Here is a 24,906-nt window from a genome sequence, read left to right on the forward strand (position 1 = left end):
GTAAGATTGGATTGATGAGCAGCGTGGCAAGCCTGTGCATTCACCGCTCTCTGCTGCGGACCAAACCCTACCCCCTATTGGCTAATGCCTAACCTCCACAACGCAAAAAGCCCGGCTTTCGCCGGGCTTTCCGTCGGTCCGATGAAGGATCGAATTAGTTCTGGAAGTACGAGTACTTGCCGTCCTCGCCCTTCTTCCAGGTGTACATGACGTAGTCCGGACGGGTGATGTCACCCTTGGCGTCGAAGCCGAGTTCGCCGATGACGGTCGTGTACGGGCCCTTTTCCTTCAGAGCGGTCGCAACGGTTTCCGGATCGTTGGAAGCGGCAGCCTTGGCAGCTTCTGCGATGACCTGCAGGGCAGCGTAGGAGTACAGCGTGTAGGCTTCCGGCTCGAAGCCCGCGTCGCGGAACTTCTTCACAGCGTCAGCTGCGTTCGGGTTCATGCGCGGATCCGGCGGGAAGGTCATGAGCGTGCCGTTGACTGCGTCGCCAGCGATCGAAGCGAGTTCGTTCGAGGTGATGCCGTCGCCGGACATCATGGTCGCGGTCAGACCCTGGGTTGCCATCTGGCGCAGGATGAGGCCGGCTTCGGTGTGCAGACCGCCGAAGTAGACGACGGAAACGCCGGCTTCCTTCATCTTGGCGATCAGGGCCGAGTAATCCTTTTCACCGGGCGTGATGCCTTCGTAGATCACTTCGGTAACGCCGAGCTCGTTCATCGCCTTCTTGGTTTCGTCGGCGAGACCCTGGCCGTAAGGCGTCTTGTCGTGAACGACAGCAACCTTGGCGTCCTTGAAGTTGTCGGCGATGTACTTGCCGGCAACAGCGCCCTGCTGGTCGTCACGGCCGCAGGTACGGAAGGTGTTCCACAGGCCGCGCTCGGTGAAGTTCGGGTTGGTGGAAGCCGGCGTGATCTGCAGGATGCCGTTTTCGGCATAGACTTCAGAAGCCGGGATCGAAACGCCCGAGTTGAAGTGACCGACGACGAACTTCACGCCGTCAGCAACGAACTTGTTGGCAACCGAAACGCCCTGCTTGGCGTCCGAGACGTCGTCGCCGAGAACGACCTTGATCATTTCGCCGTTGATGCCACCGGCGGCATTGATGTCGGCAGCAGCCTGCTCGGCACCCTTCTGGAGCTGTGCGCCGAAAGCAGCGTTCGGACCGGTCAGCGGGCCGGCGACGCCGACCAGGATTTCGGCATAGGCGCTGCCGCTGAAGGCAACCATGGCCGTCAGCGCAACCGCCGAAAGGAGAGACTTCTTCATATTTTGACTCCCAAGTTTTTTGTGCGGGTTAGGTTTAAAAACCCTGCGCAATACCCGCTGTCACTGCGCCGGAAAACTGTTCCACTCTTTGTTTCTGGCCGAAGCCTTGTTCTTTGCCAAGTCGACGCCTTCTGTCGCCAATCTGCGACAGAAAACAACGGCTTGTCAATCTTTGTTCTTCCACGAGAAGTATGAGGTTCTCTCATAGAGCCAGTAGTAGTTATCCACCATCTGCGTGGTCCGGCGCGACTGGAAACCGGCGATTGCCCAGGCCAGCAGCAAGACCACGTCGATGACGTAGTAGAAGGGGCTGACGAACGGTCCCTGGAACAGCGAGTAATGCAGGAAGCGCATCACAAATCCAAGTCCGAGAATATAGACGAAGACGGTACCGTAGCTCTGCCAGCTCTCGGCGACAGCCCGACCGGTGCGCCAGGCGGTCCAGAAACCGAGCATCATCACCAGAACCCTGAGAACGATCCGAACGGTCGTGTCGGTCTCGAAAAACAAACCTTGCATGTCAAATCCTCCGCGCGCTCAGTGATGGCCGCCTTCGAGATAGGCCGCCCGGACGGACGGATCGGCGAGCAGTTGCTTGCCCGTGCCACTCATCGTCACCTTGCCGTTGACCATGACATAGGCCCGGTCGGACAGCTTCAGCGCGGCGAAGGCATTCTGCTCCACCAGGAACACGGTGAGGCCCTCTTCCTTGTTCAGTCGCTTGATCTGCTCGAAGATGCCCTTGACGATCAGCGGTGCCAGACCGAGTGAGGGCTCATCCAGGAGAAGCAGTTTCGGGCGCGACATCAGCGCACGGCCAATGGACAGCATCTGCTGCTCACCGCCCGAAAGCGTACCACCACGCTGCGACTGGCGTTCCTTCAGCCTAGGGAACATGGTGAAGATCTTCTCCACGTCCTCCTTGAAGTACTTCAGGTCGTCGAGACCGGCACCCATCTGCAGATTTTCCATGACGGTCATCCGCGGGAAGATGCGGCGGCCTTCCGGCGACTGCGCGATACGACGACGCGCGATCAGATGCGTCGGCAGCTGGGTGATGTCCTCACCGTCGAAGACAACCTTGCCGGCCCGCGCCTGCGGGCTGCCGCAGATGGTCATCATCAGCGTCGACTTGCCGGCGCCATTGGCCCCGATCAGCGACACGATTTCACCCTTGTGGACCTCGACGTCGACGCCGGCGAGTGCCCGGATATTGCCGTAATAGGTCTCGACCCCGGCGACTTTGAGAAGCGGTTCAGAGGACATCAGTTGTTCCCCCCTGCAACGGCTTCGACTTCGTGGATCGCTTCATCCAATTCTTCATCCTCGACACCCAGATAGGCCGCAATGACCTTCGGGTCGTTCTTGACGTGGTCCGGCGTGCCGTCGGAGATCTTCTGGCCATATTCCAGGACGACAACATGATCGGAGATTTCCATGACGACCGACATGTCATGCTCGATCAGGAGCAGGGAGGTGCCTTCGTCACGGATGCTGCGCAGCAGCGTGTTGAGCGCAAGCGATTCCTTTGGGTTGAGACCTGCAGCAGGCTCGTCCAGGCAAAGCAGTTCCGGCCCGGTACACATGGCCCGGCAGATTTCCAGACGCCGCTGGGCACCGTAGGGCAGATCGCCGGCCGGATCGTCGGCGCGTTCGGTGAGATCCGCCTTGTCGAGCCAGTACTTGGCCTTCTCGATCGAGGCGGCCGCAGCCTTCTTGTAGGTCGGCATGCCGATCAGGCCGAGCACGGTGTAACCCGAGGCCTTCATCAGTGCATTGTGCTGCGCCACCAGCAGGTTCTCGAGAACCGTCAGGCCGGAGAACAGGCGGATGTTCTGGAACGTCCGCGCCACCTTGGCCTTCTTCGGGATCTCGAAATCCGGCAGGCGTTCCAGCAGATACTGGTCGCCCGACTTCTGGGTCAGCGTGATCATGCCCATGGTCGGCCGGTAGAAGCCGGTGATGCAGTTGAAGACCGTGGTCTTGCCGGCACCATTTGGTCCGATCAGCGCGGTAATCTCGCCGCGCTTGGCTTCGAAGGACAGGTCGTTGATCGCCATGAGGCCACCAAAGCGCATCGACAGATGCTCGACTTTCAGGATCGTGTCATTGCTCATTGTCGTGTTCCCGGAGGTCATCAGCCGTGACCCTCCTTGGTGAAGCTGCCCGAGACGGCCTTGCGTTCCTTGAGGAAGGCCGTCGGCTCTCTGCTGCCGACGAAACCGCGCGGCTTGAACAGCATGACCACGACCATGGCGAGGCCGAAGAGGATCATGCGGTACAGTTCCGGCGTGAAATCGGGGCCGAAGACGTGCTTGAGGAACTCCATTTCGCGCAGGGCTTCCGTGCCGCCGATCATGACGATGGCAGCGATCGCGATCCCCGTCAGCGAGCCCATGCCGCCAAGAACGACGATGGCGAGAATGACGGCAGATTCGAGGAAGACGAAGCTTTCCGGCGAGACGAAGCCTTGGCGGGCGGCAAAGAAGGAACCCGCGAAACCGCCGAACATCGCACCGATCGCAAACGCAGTCAGCTTGGTCGTGACGGTGTTGATGCCGAGCGAGCGGCAGGCGATCTCGTCCTCACGCAGCGCTTCCCACGCACGCCCGATCGGCATGCGACGAAGCTTGATCGTGACATAGGCCGTCAGGCAGCACAGCGCCAGAATCACGTAGAAGAGGTAGATCTTGTAATAGGCAGACGACATCGGCAGGTCGAACGTCTTCGCGAAACCATCCGGCGACGCGTTGAACTCGATGCCGAAGAAGGTCGCCTTCGGAATGCTCGAGATGCCGAAAGTGCCGCGGGTAACGTCCTGCCAGTTGATCAGCACCAGTCGGATGATTTCCCCGAAGGCAAGCGTCACGATGGCAAGATAGTCGCCCCTGAGCCGCAGAACTGGGAAGCCGAGGATGATGCCCCAGAAGGCAGCCAGGATGCCGGCGAGCGGCAGCAGGATCCAGAACGACAGCCCGAAATTCTGCGCGAGGAGCGCGTAGGAATAGGCACCGACCGCATAGAAGGCGACGTAACCCAAATCCAGCAGGCCGGCGAGACCGACGACGATGTTCAAACCCCAGGCCAGCATGACATAGATCAGGATCTGGATGCCGAAGTTGTCGACATATTTCAGCGAGCCCTGCACCCCGGTCAGCCAGACGATCACAGGCGGATAGAGGATGAGCGCACCGAGTGCGATCTTGAGGAAATGCGTCTTGAAGAACGAGGGCTTCGCGTCGATGTCATGCACCGGAACCGAAGCCGCCTTCTTCTCCTTGCGGTCCGCGAACCAGGGCGAAATGAACGCGACCATGGCGAAGCGACCGACGGCAGCGATGATGACGAAGATCGCCAGCAGGCCGGGACGCGTGTACCAGATCAGTTCGTTGGCCATGTTCTGATCGGTCTTGATGCCGATATAGAGGCTGAACAGGCCAAGCGCGAGAAGACCGGCGAACAGGCCTTCCTTGATGGCGCGCGCCATGGTGCCGGACGAAGCGGCACCGTTTACGTTTGCAGGAACAGTCATGGGATCAAACCTTCTCGACTTCCGGACGTCCAAGGATGCCGGTGGGCTTGAAGATCAGCACGAAGGCCAGGATGCCGAAGGTCGCAACATCCTTGTAGGCGATGCTGAAATAGGCGGACCAGAGCGACTCGATCAGACCGATGAGCAGACCACCGAGAACGGCGCCCGGCAGGGATCCGATCCCGCCGAGAACGGCGGCGGTGAAGGCCTTGACGCCCGGAATGAAGCCGTCGTGGAACGAGGCGACACCGTAATACATCAGGTACATCGTGCCGGCGACGGCAGCGAGCGCGGCACCCATCACAAAGGTGATGGAGATCGTCTTGTCGACGTCGACGCCGAGCAGCGCCGCCATCTTGCGATCCTGTTCGGTCGCACGCTGGGCGCGACCCAGCGGGGTCTTGTTGACGATATACCAGAAAGCGGCGAGCAGCACGGCCGTGACGACGACGATGATCACCTGCTTGAGCGCGATGGTGACATTGCCGATATGCAGGACGTCGCTGACCAGCGGCGGGATCGGCTTGTTGCGCGGTCCCTGCGAGATCTGGATGAAGTTCGACAGCACGATCGACATGCCGATCGCAGTGATCAGCGGCGCGAGGCGGAACGAGCCGCGCAGCGGTCGATAGGCCACCCGCTCGATCGTCCAGTTCCACAGACCCGTCATCAGCATGGCAACGACCAGCATGATCAGCAGCGCAAGCGCCACCGGGATACCGGCGAAGAAGGATGTGAGAATGAGGAAGACGATGAGAGCGGCAAAGCCGCCGAGCATGAAGATGTCACCATGGGCAAAGTTGATCATGCCGATGATGCCGTAAACCATCGTATAGCCGATAGCCACGAGGCCATAGATGGATCCAAGAGTCAGCCCGTTGATGAGCTGCTGGATGAAGTACTCCATATATTATCCCCCGGACGCGCCTGATTGATGCGTCTCATTTTGTTGTCCCTTGCGGGCATAGGCGTCGGAGGATTCCATATCGCTTTGTCCGAAAATGTGAAGCCTAAAAGGCAGGCAGAGCACAAAATGTTACTGTTAACAGGTGGTTTGACCCCGGAAATGACAGGTCACACAAAAAAACAGCAGAAAAAGCTTACGAAATCAGCAGGTCGCGCGAGCGACCTGCTGTTCATCGGAGGGAGCTAAAGCAAGCCCATATTTGTGGAAAACGGTTCAGTTTCTCATCCGCGACCCGTTCGCGTCAAAAAGCGACTGCGGCTGCAAACGGGCGGGCAGGATTTCCCCAAGAATTTCCACGCTCCAGCCCTCGATTTCGTCGGCAATCTCCTTGGGAACATAGCCGATCGCGACGGATACGCCGCTCGGATGGGCAAAGCCGCCCGAGGTCACCCAGCCGCGGACTTCCCCCTTGTAGGAGATCGGCTCGTCGCCGATGACGTCGGCATCCTTCGCATCGATGACGAAGGTGCGCAGCCGAAGCGTGCCGCCAGACAGCTTCTCCTCCATCGCCGCCTGCTTGCCGATGAAGCTTGCTTCCTTTTTCAGTGCGACGAAACGCGACAGGCCTGCTTCCAGCGGCCCATAGAGCGGGCGATACTCGCGCGACCAGCTGCCGAAGCTCTTTTCGAGCCGGAGCGCATTGAGGGCGCGCAACCCGAAGAGCGAGATGTTGAACTCCGCCCCCGCCTCCATCAGCGCCTCAAAGACGTAACGCTGATATTCCGGCCGCATCCAGATCTCGTAGCCGAGGTCGCCGGTGTAGCTGACACGGCCGAGAATGACGGGCGCCATGCCAAGATCCATTTCACGGATCGCCATGAAGGGCAGCGCGGCATCGGAGACATCCAGATGGGTGAGCTTGGCCAGCACATCGCGCGACTTCGGTCCGGCAATCGACAGACCGACAAGGCTGAGGTTCAGCGCCTCGACATCGACCGAGCCATCCTCGGGCAGATGGCTCTCGAACCAGCGCATATGATAGTCCTCGGCAATGCCGGAACCAATGACGAGAAAATCCTCGTCGTCGAGATTGGCGACGGTGAAGTCGCCGATCAGCTTGCCGGCCTCGTTCAGCATCGGGGCGAGCGCCATGCGGCCCACTTCCGGCAGTTTGCAGGCGAGCATGCGATCGAGCCAATCGCGGGCCCCCTCCCCGCTCACCATGTATTTGGCAAAGCCGGAGGTCTCCATCAGGCCGACGCTGTCCCGCACGGCCTTGGCTTCGCGGCCGACGGCCTCGAAATCGGTCGAGCGGCGCCAGGAAAAGGCATCCTCGACGCCTTCGGGCGCAAACCACAGCGGCGTTTCCAGACCATAGGAGGCGCCAAACACGGCACCGGCCGCCTTCAGTTTGTCATAGACAGGCGTGGTCAGCAGCGGACGCGCACCCGGCAGTTCTTCGTTCGGATAGCGGATCGAGAAGCGGCGGGAATAGTTCTCGCGCACCTTCGCATTGGTATAGGCAAGCGTCGCATAATCGCCGTAGCGGCAGACATCCATGGCGAAGACATCAAAGCCCGGATCGCCCTCGATGATCCAGTTGGCAAGTGCCAGACCGACGCCGCCGCCCTGGGAGAAGCCGGCCATGACCGCGCAGGCCGACCAGAAGTTCGTCATGCCGCGCACGGGGCCGACCAGCGGGTTACCATCCGGCGAGAAAGTGAAGGGGCCGTTGATGATCTTCTTGATGCCGGCATTGTTGAAGGCCGGGAAATGCCGGAAGCCGATTTCGAGCTCGTTGGTGATGCGCTCCAGATCTTCGGCCAGCAGTTCATGGCCAAAGGTCCAAGGCGTCTCGATCGGCGACCAGGGACGGCAATCCTTTTCATAGGTGCCCATCAACATGCCGTTGCGCTCCTGGCGCACATAGATTTCGCCATCGAAGTCGACGCAATGCATCAGCTCCTTGCCGGTCGTCTTGTTGAACTCGACGACCTCGGGCATGTCCTCGGTGATCAGATACATGTGCTCCATGGCGAGCACCGGCAGTTCCAGCCCGACCATGCGGCCGACTTCGCGCGCCCAGAGACCGGCGGCATTGACGACATGCTCGCAGCGGATTTCGCCCTTGTTGGTGATCACCCGCCAGGTGCCGTCTTCCAACTGCACCAGATCCTCGACCTTGGTGTGCAGATAGATTTCCGCCCCGTTCTTCTTCGCCGACTTCGCATAGGCATGGGTGGTGCCGTAGGGGTCGAGATGGCCTTCATGCGGATCGAAAACCGCGCCGACGAACTGCTTCGGATCGATCAGCGGCATCATCTCATAGGCTTCCTGCGCCGAAATGAGGGTCGCCTCACCGCCGGCATATTTGCCCTTGGCAAGCAACGACTTCATCCAGTCGAAGCGCTCCTTCGTGGCCGCCAGCATCAGGCCCGATGTCATGTGCAGGCCGATATCCTGACCGGAATATTCCTCGATCTCCTTGTAGAGCTCGACCGTGTATTTCTGCAGCTTGGCAACGTTCGGATCGCCATTGATCGTGTGCATGCCGCCCGCCGCATGCCAGGTGGAGCCAGAGGTCAGCTCGGAGCGCTCCAGCAGGACGACATCGGTCCAGCCGAACTTGGTCAGGTGATACAGCACCGAACACCCGACGACACCCCCGCCGATGACAACGACACGCGCATGGCTCTTCATGGAAAAACGCTCCCCTTGGCGGCAAAGATTGATCTAGCAAAGCTAGTTTGCGCGCGTGAAAGCCAGAAGACCATGCTGCGACGAAAGATGTCGCATGGATGATAGAGATTGTTCAGGGCGCGGCGTGATCTGTGGAACCTCAGAGTTCAAGCTGCTGGCCGTGCGATATAATCCGCAAAATGATGACTTCGTCCGTTTCGACGAGGAAGGCGATACTGACGCTTCGCTCGAAGCCCACAATGCGCAATCCCTGACGGAATTCGCTTCGCAAGCTTCCACGCATGGGAAAGGACTGAAAACCTTCCAGGAACCGACGGATACGGGCCACATATGCGCGAGCGACAGGCGGGGAACTGCTTGCTATCAGGACATAACGATAGATGACGCGAAGATCGTTCTCAGCCGCAGGCATCAGCCGAACGGCATAGCGCTTCACCGAGCCAGACCTTCGGTCTTGGCCATAAACGCGTCGAGGTCAGCGAAAGCATCGTCGAGCGAACGCGCGACTGCTGGATCAGCCTTGTAGGCATCATAGACTGGCGCAACATCGTCTCGAAGCCAGCGTTCGGTCTCGAGGTCCTTTTCAACAAGGGTCCTCAACCCTTCCGCCACGACGTCGACCTCGTTGCCAAATTCGCCCGACGCGACCTTGGCACGGACGAGGTCGGCCATGTCATCAGGCAATGTGATGGTCAGCGAACGGGTTCTGGGCATGCGACACACCTTTTCTTCGATCATCCATACCACATCGGCAAATTCAGAGAAACAGCAGACAACGGATACTTTACAAGCCCCCCACAAACCGCAAAGATTGTACCATGAAAACAGGACAACAAAGTGGAGCGTCTACCTTCCTCGCACTGGTTGCCGCCATCCGCCAATAGGCGGCATCGCTGACTGCGAGCCATAGCTTCATTCATGTGACGACAGACTCGAATATCGAGGCGACGGACAGGCTGATGAAGGCTGCAGGAGCGAAGTTTGTGGGGGCGTGAGAGATCGGTGGAGGCCCCTGGCGACTCGAGCACGGCATGACCCTGCGGGCGGAGACCAGTCTTTTCTGACTGACTAAAGCAGAGATAAAAAATTACCATTGGCAGGAAATTGATGTTAAGAATTTCCGCACTCAATATATCTATTTCTGCGATAAAATTTGGATGATACGGATTTTCTAATGAGCGGAACATTGATAAAGAAGGCTGCGGGTAGGACAGTAATTTTAGGGATAGTCGGATCACTTTTCTTCATGTTTGGATGGGATGCCATTGGGTTTTTACTGGCATATGCGTTTCTTTATCTCGCGATCTACGCCTTTGAGCGTTTTCACCGCTTAATGGACATCCCTGGGCCCTTTGCATCGTCTCGATACCCAAAGGCAGTTTTTGATTGGCTTTGGAGCGGTTTTAAGTGGGAAGCATTGGATAACGATCATGAACAGAAATGAATTCGAGCAAAAGGTAAGTGGGGCTTGGGGATCGTGTCCCAGGGAGTGGTGGAGCTGATCAAAACCCGCTTGAAACGCTTGAAGGAAATGATGTCATGAGTGAAGACGATTTCGAAGTCGTGCGCGGCAGCGGCAACATCTTTGCAGACTTTGGCGATCCCGAAGCCGAAACCAAACTCCTGAAAGCAAGGCTTGCAGCCGAAATCATTGGCGTGCTCGACGAGCGCAAGATCAGCGTCCGGGAAGCAGAGCGCATGACGGGCGTGGCCGCAGCCGACATATCCCGCGTGCGCAATGCCGATCTGGCCAAGTTCACCCTTGACCGACTGCTGCGCATCCACCATCGGCTGGCACCCGGGGTCAAGGTGGGGCTTACGTTTTCAGCTCGAGACGCCTCGGACCAGCCGGCTTTGGCCTCCTGAACGGAGCAGGCGATCACCGACCAGCCTCACCGCCCGCCCCTCATCCCGCCGACGACCGCAGCGTAAACTCCGTCAGCTCCGCCGGCACGCCGATCCTGAGCGCAAAGCCCGGCCACAGACCCGTGCCGTTGTTGACATAGAGCTGCATCTCCCCGACCCGATAGAAGCCGGAGACATAGCCATTGTTCGCCCGGGCGACGATCCGGTCGAGGCCGCGCACCATGCCGCCATGGGTATGGCCCGAGAGTTGCAGGGCAATGCCGTGCTTTGCGGCCCGCTGTGCCATGCGCGGCTGGTGGTCGAGAAGGATGACGGGGGCATCGGCAGGCGCGCCATGCAGCGCCCGCCCCAGGTCCGGCTCAACCGCCCCGGTAAACCGCGCCGAAAGATCCGTCACACCGGCGATCACCAGCCGGCCCTCCCCTCTTTCGATGACAGCGTGCTCATTGGCAAGAATGCGCATGTTGAGTTCGGGAAAATGCTTGAGCCAGCGATCGACATCGAAGAAATATTCGTGATTGCCCGGCACCGTCAGCACGCCGTGCCGGGCTTTGAGACCCGAAAGCGGCGCAATGTCCTCGCGGCGGATGTCGAGACTGCCGTCGATCAGATCGCCTGTGATCACGATCAGATCGGCATCGAGCGCATTGGTCTTCTCGACGACGGCCCGTGCCCAGGCGACCGTGAACAGCCGGCTGATATGCAGGTCGGTCAGCTGCACCATGCGGTAACCGTCAAGATCAGGCGCAAGACCGGGGATCTGAACCTCGATACGCTTCACCCGGGGCACGCGGATCGCCTGGCTGATACCGAAGCTTGCCAGCAACAGCGCGGCAATGCCCATCGCATAGCGCACCTCCGGCGGCACCACTGGAAACGACCAGGTGACGGCAAAGATCACGATACTGAAGAGATCGAGGACCACCTGCATCACGGCCAGCAGCACAATCGCCCCGAAGAACAGGTTGAAGGCAATCACCAGCACCCGTGGAAACTCCGGCGCGAAGACCGATCCGGACGTAAAGCGGCTGAACAGGTGGTATTGCGAGGCCAAGAGCAGGAAGACGGCGAGCGAAAGCTTCACCCACCACGGCCACGGCAAAGGGGCGATGAAGCGGGAGGCGACGATCAGCCATGGCAGGGAAAACATCAGGTGAAACATGTGGGGCGCGGGATCCTTAGCTTCGATAACGCCGACATAGCCCCGGCAGTTCAACTGAGGAATGGCATGGTCAGTCGATCAAGCAAACCCCGCCGTCAGCGCGAACTCGCGACCCATCTCCCGAACCTCGTCGAACACAAATCCCGCAAAGCTGCGCATGACCACGATCTCGAAGCCATCCTGACCTGTCCGGGCTAGGTTGGCGGCGACATGGCAGATCTGGCAATTGCTCGACTGGCCGATATCGAAGAGATCGGCATGCAGGTCGAGCGCCGTGCATTTGGCGAGGATCGCGCGCACCTTCGGCCCCTGGATGCGCAGCACGACGCGCCCGTCGCTCTGGTCGACGAAAGAGGCGCGGCTCGCCCCGAGTTCGGCGAGCTGGCGGGCAATGGTATCGGCGGCAACAGTCTCGCTGACAACAAGCCATTCGCCCGGTGCGCAGACGCGAACTGCCACGTCTTCGAGATTGGTCAGCGCCTCGTCGATGTCGGCCTCATGCCCCGGATGGGCGAGCACCGAAAACACGGAGACGGCCCGCAGGATAGCGAGATGATGGGGGTTCGGCGTCGCTTCGAAACCGGAAATGTGGTCCTCGAGCACGTGACGGGCGGCATAGGTCACCGGCATGGCAGGATCCTCACAGGTTCAGTTTCTTGTTGTCGGGGTCGTAGAAGACGGGGCTGACGACCTCGGCCAGCACTTCCGAGCCGCGCAAGCCGTCCCAGACGACGATTTTCTCGCCCAGCCGCTCGCGGCCGGATTTGAGGAAGGCAAGCCCGATCGTGTGGCCGAGCGTCGGCGAATGGCAGACGGAGGAGACCCAGCCCTGATCGTTGAGCGTCGACGGCTTGACGTTTTCCTTCAAGAGATGTGCGCCGGCAGCGAAACTCTTGTCATGCTCGACGGGCTTCAGGCCGACGAGCTGCGGACGATCGGCAGCGGTCAGGCCGAAACGGCTCGACAGACGCTTGCCGATGAAGTCGGGCTTCTGGGTCGAGAACAACTTGCCGAGGCCGACATCGTCTGGCGTCGTGCGCCCATCGATTTCGCTGTGTGTGATGAAGCCCTTCTCGATGCGCAGCACGTTGAGTGCCTCGACGCCGTAAGCGCAAATGCCATGCGGCTTGCCGGCCGCCATGATCGCATCGGCGACCGCCTCGCCGTAGTTGGCGGGGACTGCCACTTCGAAGGCGAGTTCGCCGGAGAAGGAGATGCGGAAGAGCCGCGCCTTCAAGCCCCCCTTGAGCAGCACCTCGCGGGCCGAGAGGAAGGGGAAGGCCTCGTCGGAGATATCGTCCTCGACGATCTGTTCGAGGATGAGCCGCGCCTTGGGACCCGCGACCGACATCTGCGCCCACTGATCTGAGGAGGAGACGAAGCGCACGTCGAGATCCGGCCACAGAACCTGGGAGCAGAATTCCAGATGCGTCATCACCTCGCCGGCATAAGCCGTGGTCGTGGTCATGAAGAAATGCTCGTCCGACAACCGGCTTGTCGTGCCATCGTCATAGATCATCCCGTCTTCGCGCAGCATCAGCCCGTAGCGCGCCTTGCCGACCGGCAGCTTGAGGAAGGCGTTGGAATAGACGCGATTCAAAAATTCCGCGGCATCCTTGCCAAAGATCTCGATCTTGCCGAGCGTGGAGACATCGCAGATGCCGGCATTGGCGCGGATGTTCAACACTTCACGGTCCACGGCCTCACGCCAGGTCTTCTCGCCATCGCGCGGGAACCAGGAGGAGCGATACCAGAGGCCGGATTCAACGAAGACAGCGCCGTTTTTCTTCGCCCAGCCATGCAGCGGCGAGGTGCGCACGGGCCGCGAATGTTCACCCCGCGAGGTGCCCGCCATCGCCCCGAAGGAAACGGGTGTGTAGAAGGGCCGGAAGGTGGTGGTGCCGATTTCGGCAGGCGACACGCCGCGCATGCCGGCCATGATGCCGATCGTAGCTATATTGCCGAGCTTGCCCTGGTCGGTCGCCATGCCGCCGGTCGTGTAGCGCTTGGTGTGCTCGACATGCCCCATGGCCTCGCGCTGCGCAAGGCTCAGGTCCTTCACATGCACATCGTTCTGGAAGTCGACGAAGGCCTTGGATTTGGCGCCCGGCACATACCAGAGCGGCGCAAAGCTCGCGTCGAATTCACCCTCGACTTGCGGAATGTCGACCGTGCCGACGAGACGACCGAGATCGCCGATCGCCTCATGCGCCTTGTCTGCACCATCGCGCAGAACGGCGGCAAGCGAGGCATGACCGGCAGCGGAGCCAGCGATCCGCAACCCCTGCCCCACATCGGGTGCAAGGAAGGCCTGATGCTCTTCCGACCAGGTGGGCTTGGCGCCGCGCTGGCAGGCGAGATGCACGATCGGGCTATAGCCGCCGCTCATCGCCAGCGCATCGCAGGCGATCTCTTCCTGGTGGCCAACGCGTTCGGCAATCAGTCCCTTGATCCGGTAATAGCCCTTGGTGTCGACGACGGAGCCGCCACGGATGAGCCGCACGCCTGATGGAGCAACATCAGAGGAGTGTGTCCGCCCGTCGATGATAGCCGCAACGCCAACCCCGGCAGCGACCAGATCGGCCGCCGTGCGATAACCCGCACCGCCATTGGTGAAGATGGCGACGTTCTGGCCGGCACCCACGCCGTAGCGATTGAGATAGGTGCGCACGGCACCAGAGGTCATCACGCCCGGCTTGTCGTTTCCGCCGAAGACAAGCGGCCGCTCTTCCGCACCGGAAGCCAGGATCGCCCGCTTGGCGACGATGCGCCAGACCCGCTCGACCGGTAGCTCACCGGACGGCTGGGCGACATGCTTCTGCACCTTTTCGACGGCACCGAAGACATTGTCGTCATACCAGCCGAACACCGTGGTGCGCGGCATCAGCGTGACGTTGGAAAGGCTCTTCAGCTCCTCAACGACGGAGGCAGCATAGTCGGCTGCCGGCACGCCGCCGATGATGATGCGCTCGGAAAGCAGAGAACCACCAAGCCTGAACCCTTCATCCGCCAGGATCACGCGCAGCCCCGCCCGCGCCGCAGCCCGCGCTGCCATCAGGCCGGCCGGACCAGCGCCGATCACCAGCAGGTCGCAATGCGCCCAGGCCTTTTCGTAGCGATCGGGATCGGCCAGGAACGGCGTCTTGCCGAGGCCGGCGGCTTTCCGGATGATCGGCTCATAGAGCTTTTCCCAGAAGGCCTTCGGCCACATGAAGGTCTTGTAGTAGAAGCCAGCCGACAGGAACGGCGACAACAGGCTGTTGACCGCGCCGATATCGTATTTCAGCGACGGCCAGCGGTTCTGGCTGTTTGCTTCGAGCCCCTGATAGAGCTCGGCAACGGTGGCGCGCGTGTTCGGCTCGGCCCGACCGTCCTTGCCGATTGTCACTAGCGCATTCGGCTCTGCCGAGCCCGCCGTCACGATGCCGCGCGGACGGTGATACTTGAAAGAGCGCCCGACGAGCAGCTGGTCATTGGCGATCAGCGCAGAGGCCAGCGTATCACCCTCGAAGCCCGTATAGGTCTGACCATCGAACGAGAAGGAAAGCGTGCGGGCGCGGTTGACGAGCCCGCCGGAGGACAGCCTGAAACCACTCATCGTGCGGCCTCCTTCGCGTAATCGCTTGCATCGGTCACGCTGTAGACCTCGTGACTCCCAGCATTGTCGCGCTCGACGACCAGCCAGCGGCGGCAGCCGGCCGAATGGTGCCAATGTTCGATGATCCGACCCTTCGGATTGTCCCGGATGAAGACATAACGATACCAGGCATCGTCGGGCGCGCCGGGCGCCGGACGGACCGGGCTCGCGTCACCGCGAATGCTGAACTCTTCCTTGGGACGGACGCCGCAATGCGGACAGGTAATCAGGCTGGCCATGGCGATGTCTCAATGCAGGTTCGGTTGTGGACCCTTGCCGCCTTCGTCGACGGCAAAACCGCGCTCGAAGCGGTCGAGGCGCAGAAGGCGGGCCACGGGATGGGGTTCGTTCTTGGCGATCAGATGGGCAAAGCAGAAGCCGGACGCCGGCGTCGCCTTGAAGCCGCCGTAACACCAGCCGCAATTCAGGTAGAGATTGTCGATCGGCGTGCGGTCGATGATCGGCGAACCGTCCATCGACATGTCCATGGCGCCACCCCAGGACCGCAGCACGCGAACCCGAGACAGACCGGGGATCAGCGACACGCCCTCCTCGATCGTATGCTCGACGGTCGCGAGATTGCCGCGCTGGGCGTAGGAAGAATAGTAGTCGATGTCGGCGCCGAAGACCAAGCCGCCCTTGTCGGACTGCGAGATATAGAAGTGTCCGGCACCATAGGTGATGACGTTGTCGATCACGGGCTTGATGCCTTCGGAAACGAAAGCCTGCAGCACATGCGTCTCGATCGGAAGGTCCAGCCCCGCCATCTTGCCGGTGACCGAGGTGTGGCCGGCGGTCGCCAGCGCCAGCTTGTTGCAGCCGATGAAGCCCTTGGTCGTTTCGACGCCGGTAACCTGGCCGACCTCGTCGCGGCGGATACCGGTCACTTCGCAATGCTGGATGAGATCCACGCCACGCTCGTCCGCACCGCGCCCGTAACCCCAGGCAACCGCATCATGACGGGCAGTGCCGCCGCGCTTTTGCAGCAATCCGCCCAGGATCGGGAAGCGCGCATGGTCGAAATTGAGATAGGGCATCATCTGGCGTACCTGCTCGCGGTCGAGCAGTTCGGCCTTCACACCATGCATCATCATGGCATTGCCGCGCCGCGCATAGGCGTCGCGCTGGCCGTCGGTATGGAAGAGATTGACGATGCCGCGCTGCGAGACCATGGCATTGTAGTTGAAGTCCTGTTCCAGGCCTTCCCACAGCTTCATCGACAGTTCGTAGAAGGGCTCGTTGCCTTCCAGCATGTAGTTCGAGCGGATGATCGTGGTGTTTCGCCCGACATTGCCGCCGCCGAGATAGCCCTTCTCGATCACGGCGACATTGGTGATGCCGAATTCCTTGGCGAGATAATAGGCCGTCGAAAGGCCATGCCCGCCGCCACCGACGATGATGACGTCGTAATGCGGTTTCGGCTGCGGCTCGCGCCACATCGGCGCCCAGTTCCGGTTGCCGGAAAGCGCCTGGCGGAAGATCGAAAGGGCGGAATAACGCATCGAACAACCTCTGCAAATGTCGCGTCACATTCGCATAGGCGTCACAAAGAGCAAGCGCGATCAGGACAAAAACTGTGCTGTTTGAGACATGCGATCCCGGTTTGGACGCAGTGCAGCACGAAAGTCGCAGATACGCGCATCACGCCGTGGCATGCCGCACTTCCCATTCGCCGTCACCACCGTTAAACCGGATGAAGAAACGCTTCGCGGAGCCATGGCCAGGTGCATCAGACCGCCGATATGCTGGAACTGTTCGAGCAGGCCGCTCTCGCTGCGGGCCGCGTGATACTCGACATCTACCGCGCAGGCCATGACGTGCGCCTGAAGAGCGACGCATCACCGGTCACTCAGGCTGACGAGGCAGCCGAACGGCTGATTCTCGAGGCCCTGGCCCGCGCCCTACCGGATATCCCTGTTGTCGCCGAAGAGGAAGTGGCCGCCGGACGCATCCCCGACATCACCGGCGGACGCTTCATTCTTGTGGATCCACTCGACGGCACCCGCGAATTCATCGGCGGCTATGACGATTTCACCGTCAACATCGCCCTGATCGAGAAGGGCGCTCCCGTGCTTGGGGTGGTCCATGCCCCGGCTCTGGGAACGATGTATGTCGGCGGCAGCGACAGGGCGGAAAGGCTTGAAGTCGACGCTGCGGACCGCGTCGCCGCGCGCCAGCCGATCGCTGTGCGCTCGAAGCACGCCACACCCTCGGCGCTTGTCTCACGTTCGCACAACTGCGACGCCACAGATGCCTATATGCGCAAAGCCGAAATCATGGAGCGCAAAGCTGTCGGCTCCTCGCTGAAATTCTGCCTGATTGCAGAAGGCGAAGCCGACATCTATCCCCGGTTCGGCCCCACCATGGAATGGGACACAGCTGCCGGCGATGCCGTCCTGCGCGCTGCAGGCGGCATGGTGACCACCGAAGACGGCGCCCCCCTCACCTATGGCAAGCGCCTGCCAGGCCTGCGCGCGTTCGAAAACCCGCCCTTTCTCGCCTCGGGTGGCCCGCCCGAGCGGGGATGACAGCAGGAAAAAAACAAGCCCATTCAACGGGGTCATGTGTTTTTCATCCCCCACCTCCGGCACGGCCTCACACTTGTTCCTTCAACCCGCAGGGCTGCATCCGGCAGCCCGCAGCCAGAAGGAACGGACCATGCCCGACACGACCCAAAATCTCGCCCTCCCCTTTATCCTCCCGGCTCAGGCGCAGAAACACGTAACCCACAACGAGGCGCTCCAGCGGCTCGATTCCCTGGTGCAGATGGTCGTTGCGACGAGTGCCACGAGCCCGCCGGCGAACCCCGTAGCGGGCGAGATCCACTGGATCACCCCGCCCGCAACAGCGCTCTGGGCAGACCATGCCGATACGCTCGCCCTCTTTCAGGACGGCGTCTGGGTGTTCATCACGCCGCGCGAAGGCTGGACTGCCGTCTTTCTCGATGAGGGAAGGCTGAAGCTCTTCGATGGCACCGACTGGATCGTCCCGCCCTTGCCCGCAGACGCCCGGTTCGACCGGCTCGGCATCGCCGCCACCGCCGACGGCGACAACCGGCTCTCGCTTGCGTCACCCGCAAGCCTCTTCAACCATGCGGGCGGCGGCCACCGGCTGACTGTGAACAAGGCTGCAACGTCAGAGACGGCGAGCCTGATCTTCCAGTCCAACTGGCAGGGCCGTGCGGAAATGGGGCTCGCCGGGGAAGATCGTTTCTCCCTAAAGGTCAACGGCGACACGACCGGCTGGCGCCAGGCCGTGAGCGTGACGCCGGAAGGTTATGTACGCCACGACCAGCGACCGCTCGCCCGCGCCGCTCTGGCCCCGGCCACCCTCACCCCGGTCAATGGCAGCTTCACTGGCTTTGATCTTCTGCATCTGTCGGGTGGCGATGTGACCCTGGGAGCCCCCCTGCCCTCCGGCAACGGCCGTCCTCTGGTGGTATCGGCCTCGGGCCATTACCTGCTGTCACTCACGGTCTGCGCCATCAGCACCGCCAGCCACGCCGTTTATGTCAGCCGCAATGGCGCTTCAGACATCGCAAGCCATGTCGGTGGAGCCGGCACATCCAGCACCTCCGCTCTGGTCTGGCTCGACGCCGGCGACACGCTGACGCTACGCCATCAGGGCACGAGCCAGTTGGAATTCGGCTTCGGCAAGACAGAAATCAGCCTCGCCCTTCTATGATCTGATGCAGACATGACAAGGGCGCCGCAACGACGGCGGCGCCCTCTTCGGATGGGTCAGGTGGTCTTTCGATTAGAGCAACCGATAGCGACAGGCGCGGGCAACAGCCTGCATGCGGTTGACAGCTTCCAGCTTTCGCATGGCGCTCTTCAGGTAACTGACGACCGTATGGCTGGAGATTTCAAGAATGATGGCGATCTCGTCGCTGCTCTTGCCGGCGGCCGACCAGCGAAGACACTCCACCTCCCGCGCAGAAAGCTTCTCCTTCGGCCCGAGCCGCGGCACCAGCGCCTCGACGCCGGCATCAAGCAATTCCATCGCACTCAATTGCAGCATCGCAATTTCCTGGCGCTCAGGGGCCGTGTCGCGCCCTGAAAACACAAGTACATACTGCGTCTGGTTCCGGTCGTTGAGGCTGAAAACCAGCGATGCCGCGACATCGAACTGCTGGAAGATCGGCGCAAGTTGCAAACGCACTTCCGACCCGGCAGTCCCGAGGAATGGATTGTCACGCGTAAACAGCGGCAGGATAGACTGCTTCAGCCGGGCAACGAGCTGGCTGCCGGCATAGACTTCGGCTGCCTCATAGGCGAGCCGCAACTCGTCGGGCCAGGTGCAGGCGATCAGATTCGACGAGAATTCTGGGCTGTCCGCTTTGGGAAAGCGGGCCAGAAGACAGTGTCGGAACCCAAAGCTGCGCCCGAGATCGAAGAGGTCACGACCCCACGGCCCCGCGGCGAGCGCTTCGCTCTGAAAAACGGCATCACCGTCACCAAGACCGTGACCACGCGTCACATCAGTTGGCCTGAACATAAAACTCCTTTCGACCGGACATTTGTCCGATCGGGATCTGAATGTCTGTGAACATTGAATCGTTCCATGGTGGAACGGGTATCAGCTGGGCCTGTCGCCGATCTTGCGGCTCTAAAGAGAACCGGGTTGCACGACATTTCCACATCCGGACGAGGAAACAACCCCGGCCCGGGCATGCATTTGCGCCCAGATGCCACAGTTCTCAGGGCCGCACCAGTCACGGACCTCGCATAACTCCTATGCAAATGCCGCAAGTTTACTCAAGTTGCATCAAAAATAGCGAATCCCGGAGCGGCTGCGTCGCGAAAATTATTATCAAATGCTTACAATGGGCTTAGGCAAATTTTAAAGCATCGGTCCTAGTATGCGGGTGTGTGGTCTTGAGTTTGTATAGAGAGTCCAATGACCGAAATGATCCGCCCACGAGTGAAATATGTCATCGGCCCCGATGGCAGCCCCCTGACGATTGCCGATCTTCCGCCGGCCAATACGCGCCGCTGGGTGATCCGCCGCAAGGCTGAGGTTGTCGCAGCTGTGCGTGGTGGCCTGTTGAGCCTGGAAGAAGCCTGCGAACGTTATACACTGACCGTCGAGGAATTCCTGTCCTGGCAGTCGTCCATCAATGACCACGGCCTGCCGGGCCTGCGTACCACCCGCATCCAGCAGTATCGCCATTAGTTCCTTTGGTGCCGGCTGCCCGGCACGATAAGCCTTTTTGTAAAAGACCCATCCTGAACCGGCACGGCCCAGCCTGCCGGTTTCATGCATTCTGGGGGCGGGACGTCCTGCCGAGGGCACGCAAGGCGACAACGCCGAGGCTGGATCCCGCATAAAACCAGAGGCCCGGTTGCGTGAACGCCTGCGCCAGGCCACTCGTCTTTGTCGCGAAGATCACGATGGCGACCAGAAGCACGTCCATCATCGACCACTTCGACAGGACAGGCACCAGGCGATCAAGAAAACCCGTCTGCGCAACACCATCTCCTGCCACCTGCTCGGCGGCAACGAGCACAAGCTTGGCGAGCGGAAAGGCGATGGAGACGGTTGCGACAAGCACAGCAAGTGCCCCATCCCCGCCAGTCCACAGCGACAGGATCACCTCGAGCAGCGAGGCATCGGTTGAGAAGACGTAGAAGCTCTCGAAGCGCATGAGGGGCAGCGTTACGCCGAGCGCGAAGGATGCAGACGCGCAAGTGAGGAGGAACGCCTTCAACCAGACCAGCAACGAGGTTCCCCTTGCAGTTTCGAACGGTGCGTGTCCGGGCAGCGCCGTTGCCGGTTCGCAGAAGCAGATGTTAATCAGAAGCACCGAAACACGGCAACAGGAGGCGGCGATGCAGATCACCAGTGAGGAAGCAGGGTCCGGCGGACGATACACCGGTCGTGTCGAAGGCATCCCGGAACCGGCGATCATGACCTTCTCCCGCGCCTCCCCCACACTGATCATCATCGATCACACCGAAGTTCCGGGCGCGATGCGCGGGACCGGCGCGGGTCAGGCCCTGGCCGAGCACGCGGTCGCCGAAGCCCGCAGAGGCGGCTGGAAGATCATTCCTCTCTGCCCGTTCATGAAGGCCCAGATGGACCGTCACCCCGATTGGAACGACGCCCGCCAGTGATGATGGCGCGCCGTGAGCAGGCGCGCAAACGAACGAAGGCGGACGCAGAGCAACCCGCGACCGCCTTCTTCTTCGAAATCTCAACCAGTCTGAATAGCGCTATTCAGGCCCGGACACGCATCTGGCCATCACGCTCTTCGAGAGCCGCAGCCTTCTGGTATTCCGCTTCAGCCTCTTCCAGCGCCAGTTCTGCCGCTTCCTGCTGGACCTTCAATTCCCGAATCGAGACCTGAAGATTGTCCGCGCGCTGGCGAGCCGCCTTGGCGAAGGTGGGATAGGCGAAATGATTGGGATCAGAGATGCCCGATTTCTTTTCCTCGATGCCGATCTGAGCCTCAAGCTCCTTCGCCATCCGTTCGAACTCCGACATCATAGACTGCAACTGCTGCAATTGCCGACGCTTTTCGGTGACCTGAAAACCCTTCAGGCGTACCAGGCTCTCACGCGACTTCATACGCAATACTCCCGTGATGCGAGACCCCCGCCACACTTGCTACTCAACACGCCCGCCACCGATTCGTCCAAAAAAAGTCCGCGGCGTTAACAAAAAGCTACCTTTGGTAACCTTTCGTTTACGGGCATCGTTAATGATAAGGACGATCACTTAAGGGTCAGTAAATGCCAGAGCCCGAAAAGAGCTCCTGACAATGATGAGTCAAATGAATCGGTTACAGGGGTTTCCTGAGGCGCTGATTCAGGTGTGGCGATGACCGAAACACATGAAGAATCAGGAGACTGATATCTTTGCTTAATGAATTCGATACACCTTGCCAGAGGGAATCAGAATTTGTTAACCAATTGGTGGCAGCCTTCAAATCAGGCAACGACTGGATCCGTATCGCGTAGGGGGCCATCTTGACCTTTCGGCGGCGGTAAAGGGGATAAATATGCGGGTTCTACTCATTGAAGACGATAGCGCGACGGCGCAGAGCATCGAACTGATGCTCAAGTCGGAGAGCTTTAACGTCTACACTACCGATCTCGGCGAAGAAGGTGTCGATCTCGGAAAGCTCTACGACTACGACATCATTCTGCTCGACCTGAACCTGCCCGACATGTCCGGTTACGAGGTGCTGCGTACCCTTCGCCTGTCCAAGGTGAAGACGCCGATCCTGATCCTATCCGGCATGGCAGGCATCGAAGACAAGGTGCGAGGCCTCGGCTTTGGCGCCGACGACTACATGACGAAGCCGTTCCACAAGGACGAGCTCGTTGCCCGCATTCATGCGATCGTCCGCCGCTCGAAGGGCCATGCCCAGTCGATCATCATCACCGGCGAACTGATCGTGAACCTGGATGCCAAGACGGTTGAAGTTGGTGGCCAGCGTGTTCACCTGACCGGCAAGGAATACCAGATGCTGGAGCTGCTTTCGCTCCGCAAGGGTACGACACTGACCAAGGAAATGTTCCTGAACCATCTCTATGGTGGCATGGACGAGCCGGAACTGAAGATCATCGACGTGTTCATCTGCAAGCTGCGCAAGAAGCTCGCAAATGCCGCCGGTGGCGCAAACTACATCGAAACCGTCTGGGGCCGCGGCTACGTGCTGCGTGAGCCGGATGGCGCAGAATACATGGAAACGGCATAAGCCTTTTCCCAATCCCCTTGCCGGAGGCCCGCGTTCATGACGCGGGCCTTTTGCTTTTGGAGCTTCAACTGCCACCCGGGCGCCCGGAATGCGGCCACGAAAAAAGGCGGCACCGATGGCACCGCCTTTCAGATATTTGCTTGAGTTATTTGGCAGATCAGGCGGCGATCGCCTTGTCACCGAAAGTCTTGGTGAGGATCTCGCGATCGAAGGGCTTCAGCAGGAATTCGTTCGCACCGGCGCGCTTGCCCGCCATCATCACCTTCAGCTCGGCCTCGACGACGCAATAGTAGATCTGCACGGATTTGCCTTCCGGCAAAGCCCGCACGTTCGAGATGAGGTCCAGGGCATCGGACATGCCGGCATCAACGATCATCACATGCGGCAGTTCTCGTTCGCATCGCGTGAGAGCCTCGCGTCCGGAACCCGCTTCCGTAACCTGATAGCCAATCTCGGCGAGGATCTTCTTGCCGACCTTGCGAACGATGTCCGAGCTGTCTGCGATCATCAGGCGCTTCATGGTCGACTCCTCTCCCCTCTCAGGGGGATCTTTACGTGTCCCCATGATAGGGGTGCTCGCCTAAGGAAAAGTTACCGAATACTGCAGTCTCCCGTCCCGGTTCGGGACGAATCAGGCCGCAAGTTCGGCCGTGAAGGCGATTTCGCCTTCGCTCGGCACGCATTTCAGCTCCATGCCGCACTCGTCCGCGAGCAGCACGGTGTAATACGGCTGGATCGTATGAGCATCGACCGCCTCTTCGAGATGGCCGGAGAGGATCTCCTGGTATTTCGGCGGAACACGCAGCATGCGACCCTTGGCCACGATCTTGAACTTTGCATCCGTCTCCGGATTCTCCAGGGAAATGTCGAGCGAGCCGCCCCGCGGAATGGCGCCATAGGCGACGAGGAACAGATTGAGCAGCAACTTGACCCGGTTCTTGGCGATGATCGCCCGCGGACCGCTCCACGTCACCTCGGTCTTCTTTTCGGCCTGAGCGAAATCTTTCGCGGCCTTCTCGGCCTCGCCGGTATCGATGGAGGCGCCCACCGATCCGGATGCCCCGAAGGCCAGGCGGGCGAATTTCAGCCGGACGGAGGCGTTGAGCGCGCTGGTGCGGATCAGATCCATCGCATCCGCGTCTGCGCCGCCTTCATCGAGCAGCTCGAGGCCATTGTTGATCGCACCGACGGGCGAGATCACGTCATGGCAGACGCGGCTGCAGAGCAGCGCCGCGAGATCGGGACCTGCAAGCGTGAGGTTGGGGTTCTTCGCCATGGTCGTCTCCAGAAGATGTGGACCCTCAGCGCAACAGGCGGACGCACGTCCGCAGGCCGCGACTTGGTCGGATGCCGTTCGGCCATAATGACACCATATTTGGTAAACCGATTATTAAGACGATGCCCGCTAGGTTTAATTACCCCCAAGGAAGACGCCGAATCCGTCGGCTTCGCATTCAGGAGGCACCATGAACCCCTCGTCCAATCGCTCCCTGCCGGTTCTCCGGTCGCTGTTCCTGGCATTGCTGGCCATGGTCGGCCTTGCCCTCACCGAGCGCCCGGCCGAGGCCGCCGGAGAATATTCGATCCAGGAAGTTGTCGATGCCGGACATGGATTTTTCGGCGAGACGAGCGGCGCTCTAGCCAAGGTGATCGAACAGGCCTTTGAGCAGCACGGCCTGCCGAACGGCTACATCCTCGGCCAGGAAGGCTCCGGAGCCCTGATCGCCGGCCTTACCTATGGGGAAGGCACGCTCTACACCAAGAATGTCGGCCAGCACGACGTCTTCTGGCAAGGCCCCTCGCTTGGCATCGACTACGGCGGCAACGGCACCCGGACGATGATGCTGGTCTACGACCTCCCCGATGTCGACACGCTCTATGCCCGCTATGGCGGCGTCAGCGGTTCGGCCTATATCGTCGCCGGCGTCGGCATGACAGTGCTCAAGAGCCGCGACGTGATCCTGGTGCCGATCCGCACCGGCCTCGGCGCCCGCCTCGGCGTCAATGTCGGTTATCTGAAACTGACCCGCGCGCCCACCTGGAACCCCTTCTGAGGCTGCGCAGCTCCGGTCCTCAGGCTCACACAAGCTCGATCTGGTCTGTCGTTAGCCATATTGGTTGATGGCC

Annotated in this window: 27 protein-coding genes; 8 read left to right on the plus strand and 19 right to left on the minus strand. The window is 60.5% G+C overall.

The features are described from left to right. Positions 1 to 154 precede the first annotated feature (154 nt). The 9 genes from J2045_RS15115 to J2045_RS15155 all read right to left on the minus strand — a co-directional run bounded on the left by J2045_RS15115 (position 155) and on the right by J2045_RS15155 (position 9,123). Positions 155 to 1,270, minus strand: coding sequence for a branched-chain amino acid ABC transporter substrate-binding protein (locus tag J2045_RS15115; protein WP_307374195.1), 1,116 nt, complete (start codon positions 1,268 to 1,270; stop codon positions 155 to 157). Between the two features lie 165 nt (positions 1,271 to 1,435). Further along, a complete protein-coding gene (locus J2045_RS15120) occupies positions 1,436 to 1,789 on the minus strand; it encodes a DUF6867 family protein (RefSeq protein ID WP_166600843.1) in 354 nt (117 codons plus the stop codon). 18 nt (positions 1,790 to 1,807) lie between these two features. Then, positions 1,808 to 2,536 carry an ABC transporter ATP-binding protein gene (locus tag J2045_RS15125; RefSeq protein WP_166600844.1) on the minus strand — a complete coding sequence of 243 codons (729 nt, stop codon included), beginning with the start codon at positions 2,534 to 2,536 and terminating at the stop codon, positions 1,808 to 1,810. After that, the gene (locus J2045_RS15130) at positions 2,536 to 3,408 is read right to left on the minus strand and encodes an ABC transporter ATP-binding protein (RefSeq protein ID WP_307374200.1); all 873 of its coding nucleotides are present in this window, start codon (positions 3,406 to 3,408) and stop codon (positions 2,536 to 2,538) included. Before J2045_RS15130 ends, J2045_RS15125 begins: the two co-directional genes overlap by 1 nt. Further along, positions 3,408 to 4,757: a high-affinity branched-chain amino acid ABC transporter permease LivM gene (gene livM, locus J2045_RS15135; protein WP_370873143.1), complete on the minus strand. Its 1,350-nt coding sequence runs from the start codon at positions 4,755 to 4,757 to the stop codon at positions 3,408 to 3,410. The genes J2045_RS15130 and livM overlap by 1 nt, the downstream gene beginning before the upstream one ends. 49 nt (positions 4,758 to 4,806) lie before the next feature. After that, positions 4,807 to 5,709, minus strand: a complete 903-nt coding sequence (locus J2045_RS15140) for a branched-chain amino acid ABC transporter permease (protein ID WP_307374205.1) — start codon at positions 5,707 to 5,709, stop codon at positions 4,807 to 4,809. 273 nt (positions 5,710 to 5,982) lie between these two features. Beyond that, entirely contained in the window at positions 5,983 to 8,409 is a 2,427-nt protein-coding gene (locus J2045_RS15145; protein ID WP_307374207.1) for a GcvT family protein, read from the minus strand. 139 nt (positions 8,410 to 8,548) lie between these two features. Then, positions 8,549 to 8,845 carry a type II toxin-antitoxin system RelE/ParE family toxin gene (locus J2045_RS15150; protein ID WP_307374209.1) on the minus strand — a complete coding sequence of 99 codons (297 nt, stop codon included), beginning with the start codon at positions 8,843 to 8,845 and terminating at the stop codon, positions 8,549 to 8,551. After that, a complete protein-coding gene (locus J2045_RS15155) occupies positions 8,842 to 9,123 on the minus strand; it encodes a ribbon-helix-helix domain-containing protein (protein ID WP_307374211.1) in 282 nt (93 codons plus the stop codon). Before J2045_RS15155 ends, J2045_RS15150 begins: the two co-directional genes overlap by 4 nt. A gap of 460 nt (positions 9,124 to 9,583) precedes the next feature. Here J2045_RS15155 and J2045_RS15160 point away from each other — a divergent pair, with 460 nt between their 5' ends. Beyond that, entirely contained in the window at positions 9,584 to 9,853 is a 270-nt protein-coding gene (locus J2045_RS15160) for a hypothetical protein (RefSeq protein WP_307374213.1), read from the plus strand. A 95-nt stretch (positions 9,854 to 9,948) separates the two neighbouring features. After that, positions 9,949 to 10,275 (plus strand): helix-turn-helix domain-containing protein, encoded by a 327-nt coding sequence (locus J2045_RS15165; RefSeq protein WP_307374215.1) that lies wholly within the window; start codon positions 9,949 to 9,951, stop codon positions 10,273 to 10,275. Between the two features lie 40 nt (positions 10,276 to 10,315). On the opposite strand, the gene J2045_RS15170 is transcribed toward J2045_RS15165, so the two are convergent. From J2045_RS15170 to J2045_RS15190, 5 genes are all read right to left on the minus strand, one after another. Then, positions 10,316 to 11,437, minus strand: coding sequence for a metallophosphoesterase (locus J2045_RS15170; RefSeq protein ID WP_307374218.1), 1,122 nt, complete (start codon positions 11,435 to 11,437; stop codon positions 10,316 to 10,318). A gap of 78 nt (positions 11,438 to 11,515) precedes the next feature. Next, a complete protein-coding gene (locus J2045_RS15175) occupies positions 11,516 to 12,067 on the minus strand; it encodes a sarcosine oxidase subunit gamma (protein WP_307374220.1) in 552 nt (183 codons plus the stop codon). 10 nt (positions 12,068 to 12,077) lie between these two features. Further along, entirely contained in the window at positions 12,078 to 15,035 is a 2,958-nt protein-coding gene (locus J2045_RS15180; protein WP_307374222.1) for a sarcosine oxidase subunit alpha family protein, read from the minus strand. Beyond that, positions 15,032 to 15,313, minus strand: coding sequence for a sarcosine oxidase subunit delta (locus J2045_RS15185; RefSeq protein WP_307374224.1), 282 nt, complete (start codon positions 15,311 to 15,313; stop codon positions 15,032 to 15,034). The genes J2045_RS15180 and J2045_RS15185 overlap by 4 nt, the downstream gene beginning before the upstream one ends. Positions 15,314 to 15,322: 9 nt before the next feature. Then, positions 15,323 to 16,576, minus strand: a complete 1,254-nt coding sequence (locus J2045_RS15190) for a sarcosine oxidase subunit beta family protein (RefSeq protein WP_307374225.1) — start codon at positions 16,574 to 16,576, stop codon at positions 15,323 to 15,325. Between the two features lie 222 nt (positions 16,577 to 16,798). Here J2045_RS15190 and cysQ point away from each other — a divergent pair, with 222 nt between their 5' ends. Next, entirely contained in the window at positions 16,799 to 17,602 is an 804-nt protein-coding gene (gene cysQ, locus J2045_RS15195; protein WP_370873140.1) for a 3'(2'),5'-bisphosphate nucleotidase CysQ, read from the plus strand. A 130-nt stretch (positions 17,603 to 17,732) separates the two neighbouring features. Continuing rightward, the gene (locus J2045_RS15200) at positions 17,733 to 18,758 is read left to right on the plus strand and encodes a DUF2793 domain-containing protein (protein WP_307374227.1); all 1,026 of its coding nucleotides are present in this window, start codon (positions 17,733 to 17,735) and stop codon (positions 18,756 to 18,758) included. Between the two features lie 72 nt (positions 18,759 to 18,830). Here J2045_RS15200 and J2045_RS15205 read toward each other — a convergent pair whose 3' ends face one another. After that, positions 18,831 to 19,571: a helix-turn-helix transcriptional regulator gene (locus J2045_RS15205; RefSeq protein ID WP_307374230.1), complete on the minus strand. Its 741-nt coding sequence runs from the start codon at positions 19,569 to 19,571 to the stop codon at positions 18,831 to 18,833. 402 nt (positions 19,572 to 19,973) lie between these two features. Here J2045_RS15205 and sciP point away from each other — a divergent pair, with 402 nt between their 5' ends. After that, on the plus strand, positions 19,974 to 20,249 hold the full coding sequence (gene sciP, locus J2045_RS15210; RefSeq protein WP_006725852.1) for a CtrA inhibitor SciP: 276 nt from the start codon (positions 19,974 to 19,976) through the stop codon (positions 20,247 to 20,249). An 82-nt stretch (positions 20,250 to 20,331) separates the two neighbouring features. Here the strand turns inward: sciP and J2045_RS15215 are convergent, their stop codons facing one another. Further along, positions 20,332 to 20,796: a paraquat-inducible protein A gene (locus J2045_RS15215; protein WP_307374234.1), complete on the minus strand. Its 465-nt coding sequence runs from the start codon at positions 20,794 to 20,796 to the stop codon at positions 20,332 to 20,334. A gap of 109 nt (positions 20,797 to 20,905) precedes the next feature. Here J2045_RS15215 and J2045_RS15220 point away from each other — a divergent pair, with 109 nt between their 5' ends. Next, positions 20,906 to 21,190, plus strand: a complete 285-nt coding sequence (locus J2045_RS15220) for a GNAT family N-acetyltransferase (protein ID WP_307374236.1) — start codon at positions 20,906 to 20,908, stop codon at positions 21,188 to 21,190. Between the two features lie 103 nt (positions 21,191 to 21,293). On the opposite strand, the gene J2045_RS15225 is transcribed toward J2045_RS15220, so the two are convergent. Next, positions 21,294 to 21,644 (minus strand): flagellar export protein FliJ, encoded by a 351-nt coding sequence (locus J2045_RS15225; protein ID WP_102018277.1) that lies wholly within the window; start codon positions 21,642 to 21,644, stop codon positions 21,294 to 21,296. Between the two features lie 433 nt (positions 21,645 to 22,077). Between J2045_RS15225 and ctrA the strand changes: the two genes are divergently transcribed. Continuing rightward, positions 22,078 to 22,779 (plus strand): response regulator transcription factor CtrA, encoded by a 702-nt coding sequence (gene ctrA, locus J2045_RS15230; protein ID WP_054148338.1) that lies wholly within the window; start codon positions 22,078 to 22,080, stop codon positions 22,777 to 22,779. Between the two features lie 157 nt (positions 22,780 to 22,936). Here the strand turns inward: ctrA and J2045_RS15235 are convergent, their stop codons facing one another. Both J2045_RS15235 and chpT read right to left on the minus strand, forming a co-directional pair. Beyond that, positions 22,937 to 23,299 carry a response regulator gene (locus J2045_RS15235; RefSeq protein ID WP_307374239.1) on the minus strand — a complete coding sequence of 121 codons (363 nt, stop codon included), beginning with the start codon at positions 23,297 to 23,299 and terminating at the stop codon, positions 22,937 to 22,939. A 111-nt stretch (positions 23,300 to 23,410) separates the two neighbouring features. Then, complete coding sequence (gene chpT, locus J2045_RS15240; protein ID WP_166600863.1) at positions 23,411 to 24,055, minus strand: histidine phosphotransferase ChpT; 645 nt, start codon at positions 24,053 to 24,055, stop codon at positions 23,411 to 23,413. A gap of 190 nt (positions 24,056 to 24,245) precedes the next feature. Between chpT and J2045_RS15245 the strand changes: the two genes are divergently transcribed. Next, positions 24,246 to 24,833 (plus strand): DUF1134 domain-containing protein, encoded by a 588-nt coding sequence (locus J2045_RS15245; protein WP_307374242.1) that lies wholly within the window; start codon positions 24,246 to 24,248, stop codon positions 24,831 to 24,833. Positions 24,834 to 24,906: the final 73 nt, after the last annotated feature.

The organism is Peteryoungia aggregata LMG 23059 (assembly GCF_030814435.1).
GTDB classification, from domain to species: domain Bacteria; phylum Pseudomonadota; class Alphaproteobacteria; order Rhizobiales; family Rhizobiaceae; genus Allorhizobium; species Allorhizobium aggregatum.

Coding starts and splice junctions, on each gene's coding strand:
- J2045_RS15115 (WP_307374195.1), bottom strand. CDS start 1,270: ATGAAGAAGTCTCTCCTTTCGGCGGTTGCGCTGACGGCCATGGTTGCC.
- J2045_RS15120 (WP_166600843.1), bottom strand. CDS start 1,789: ATGCAAGGTTTGTTTTTCGAGACCGACACGACCGTTCGGATCGTTCTC.
- J2045_RS15125 (WP_166600844.1), bottom strand. CDS start 2,536: ATGTCCTCTGAACCGCTTCTCAAAGTCGCCGGGGTCGAGACCTATTAC.
- J2045_RS15130 (WP_307374200.1), bottom strand. CDS start 3,408: ATGACCTCCGGGAACACGACAATGAGCAATGACACGATCCTGAAAGTC.
- livM (WP_370873143.1), bottom strand. CDS start 4,757: ATGGCGCGCGCCATCAAGGAAGGCCTGTTCGCCGGTCTTCTCGCGCTT.
- J2045_RS15140 (WP_307374205.1), bottom strand. CDS start 5,709: ATGGAGTACTTCATCCAGCAGCTCATCAACGGGCTGACTCTTGGATCC.
- J2045_RS15145 (WP_307374207.1), bottom strand. CDS start 8,409: ATGAAGAGCCATGCGCGTGTCGTTGTCATCGGCGGGGGTGTCGTCGGG.
- J2045_RS15155 (WP_307374211.1), bottom strand. CDS start 9,123: ATGCCCAGAACCCGTTCGCTGACCATCACATTGCCTGATGACATGGCC.
- J2045_RS15160 (WP_307374213.1), top strand. CDS start 9,584: ATGAGCGGAACATTGATAAAGAAGGCTGCGGGTAGGACAGTAATTTTA.
- J2045_RS15165 (WP_307374215.1), top strand. CDS start 9,949: ATGAGTGAAGACGATTTCGAAGTCGTGCGCGGCAGCGGCAACATCTTT.
- J2045_RS15170 (WP_307374218.1), bottom strand. CDS start 11,437: ATGTTTCACCTGATGTTTTCCCTGCCATGGCTGATCGTCGCCTCCCGC.
- J2045_RS15175 (WP_307374220.1), bottom strand. CDS start 12,067: ATGCCGGTGACCTATGCCGCCCGTCACGTGCTCGAGGACCACATTTCC.
- J2045_RS15180 (WP_307374222.1), bottom strand. CDS start 15,035: ATGAGTGGTTTCAGGCTGTCCTCCGGCGGGCTCGTCAACCGCGCCCGC.
- J2045_RS15185 (WP_307374224.1), bottom strand. CDS start 15,313: ATGGCCAGCCTGATTACCTGTCCGCATTGCGGCGTCCGTCCCAAGGAA.
- J2045_RS15190 (WP_307374225.1), bottom strand. CDS start 16,576: ATGCGTTATTCCGCCCTTTCGATCTTCCGCCAGGCGCTTTCCGGCAAC.
- J2045_RS15200 (WP_307374227.1), top strand. CDS start 17,733: ATGCCCGACACGACCCAAAATCTCGCCCTCCCCTTTATCCTCCCGGCT.
- J2045_RS15205 (WP_307374230.1), bottom strand. CDS start 19,571: ATGTTCAGGCCAACTGATGTGACGCGTGGTCACGGTCTTGGTGACGGT.
- sciP (WP_006725852.1), top strand. CDS start 19,974: ATGACCGAAATGATCCGCCCACGAGTGAAATATGTCATCGGCCCCGAT.
- J2045_RS15220 (WP_307374236.1), top strand. CDS start 20,906: ATGCAGATCACCAGTGAGGAAGCAGGGTCCGGCGGACGATACACCGGT.
- J2045_RS15225 (WP_102018277.1), bottom strand. CDS start 21,644: ATGAAGTCGCGTGAGAGCCTGGTACGCCTGAAGGGTTTTCAGGTCACC.
- ctrA (WP_054148338.1), top strand. CDS start 22,078: ATGCGGGTTCTACTCATTGAAGACGATAGCGCGACGGCGCAGAGCATC.
- J2045_RS15235 (WP_307374239.1), bottom strand. CDS start 23,299: ATGAAGCGCCTGATGATCGCAGACAGCTCGGACATCGTTCGCAAGGTC.
- chpT (WP_166600863.1), bottom strand. CDS start 24,055: ATGGCGAAGAACCCCAACCTCACGCTTGCAGGTCCCGATCTCGCGGCG.
- J2045_RS15245 (WP_307374242.1), top strand. CDS start 24,246: ATGAACCCCTCGTCCAATCGCTCCCTGCCGGTTCTCCGGTCGCTGTTC.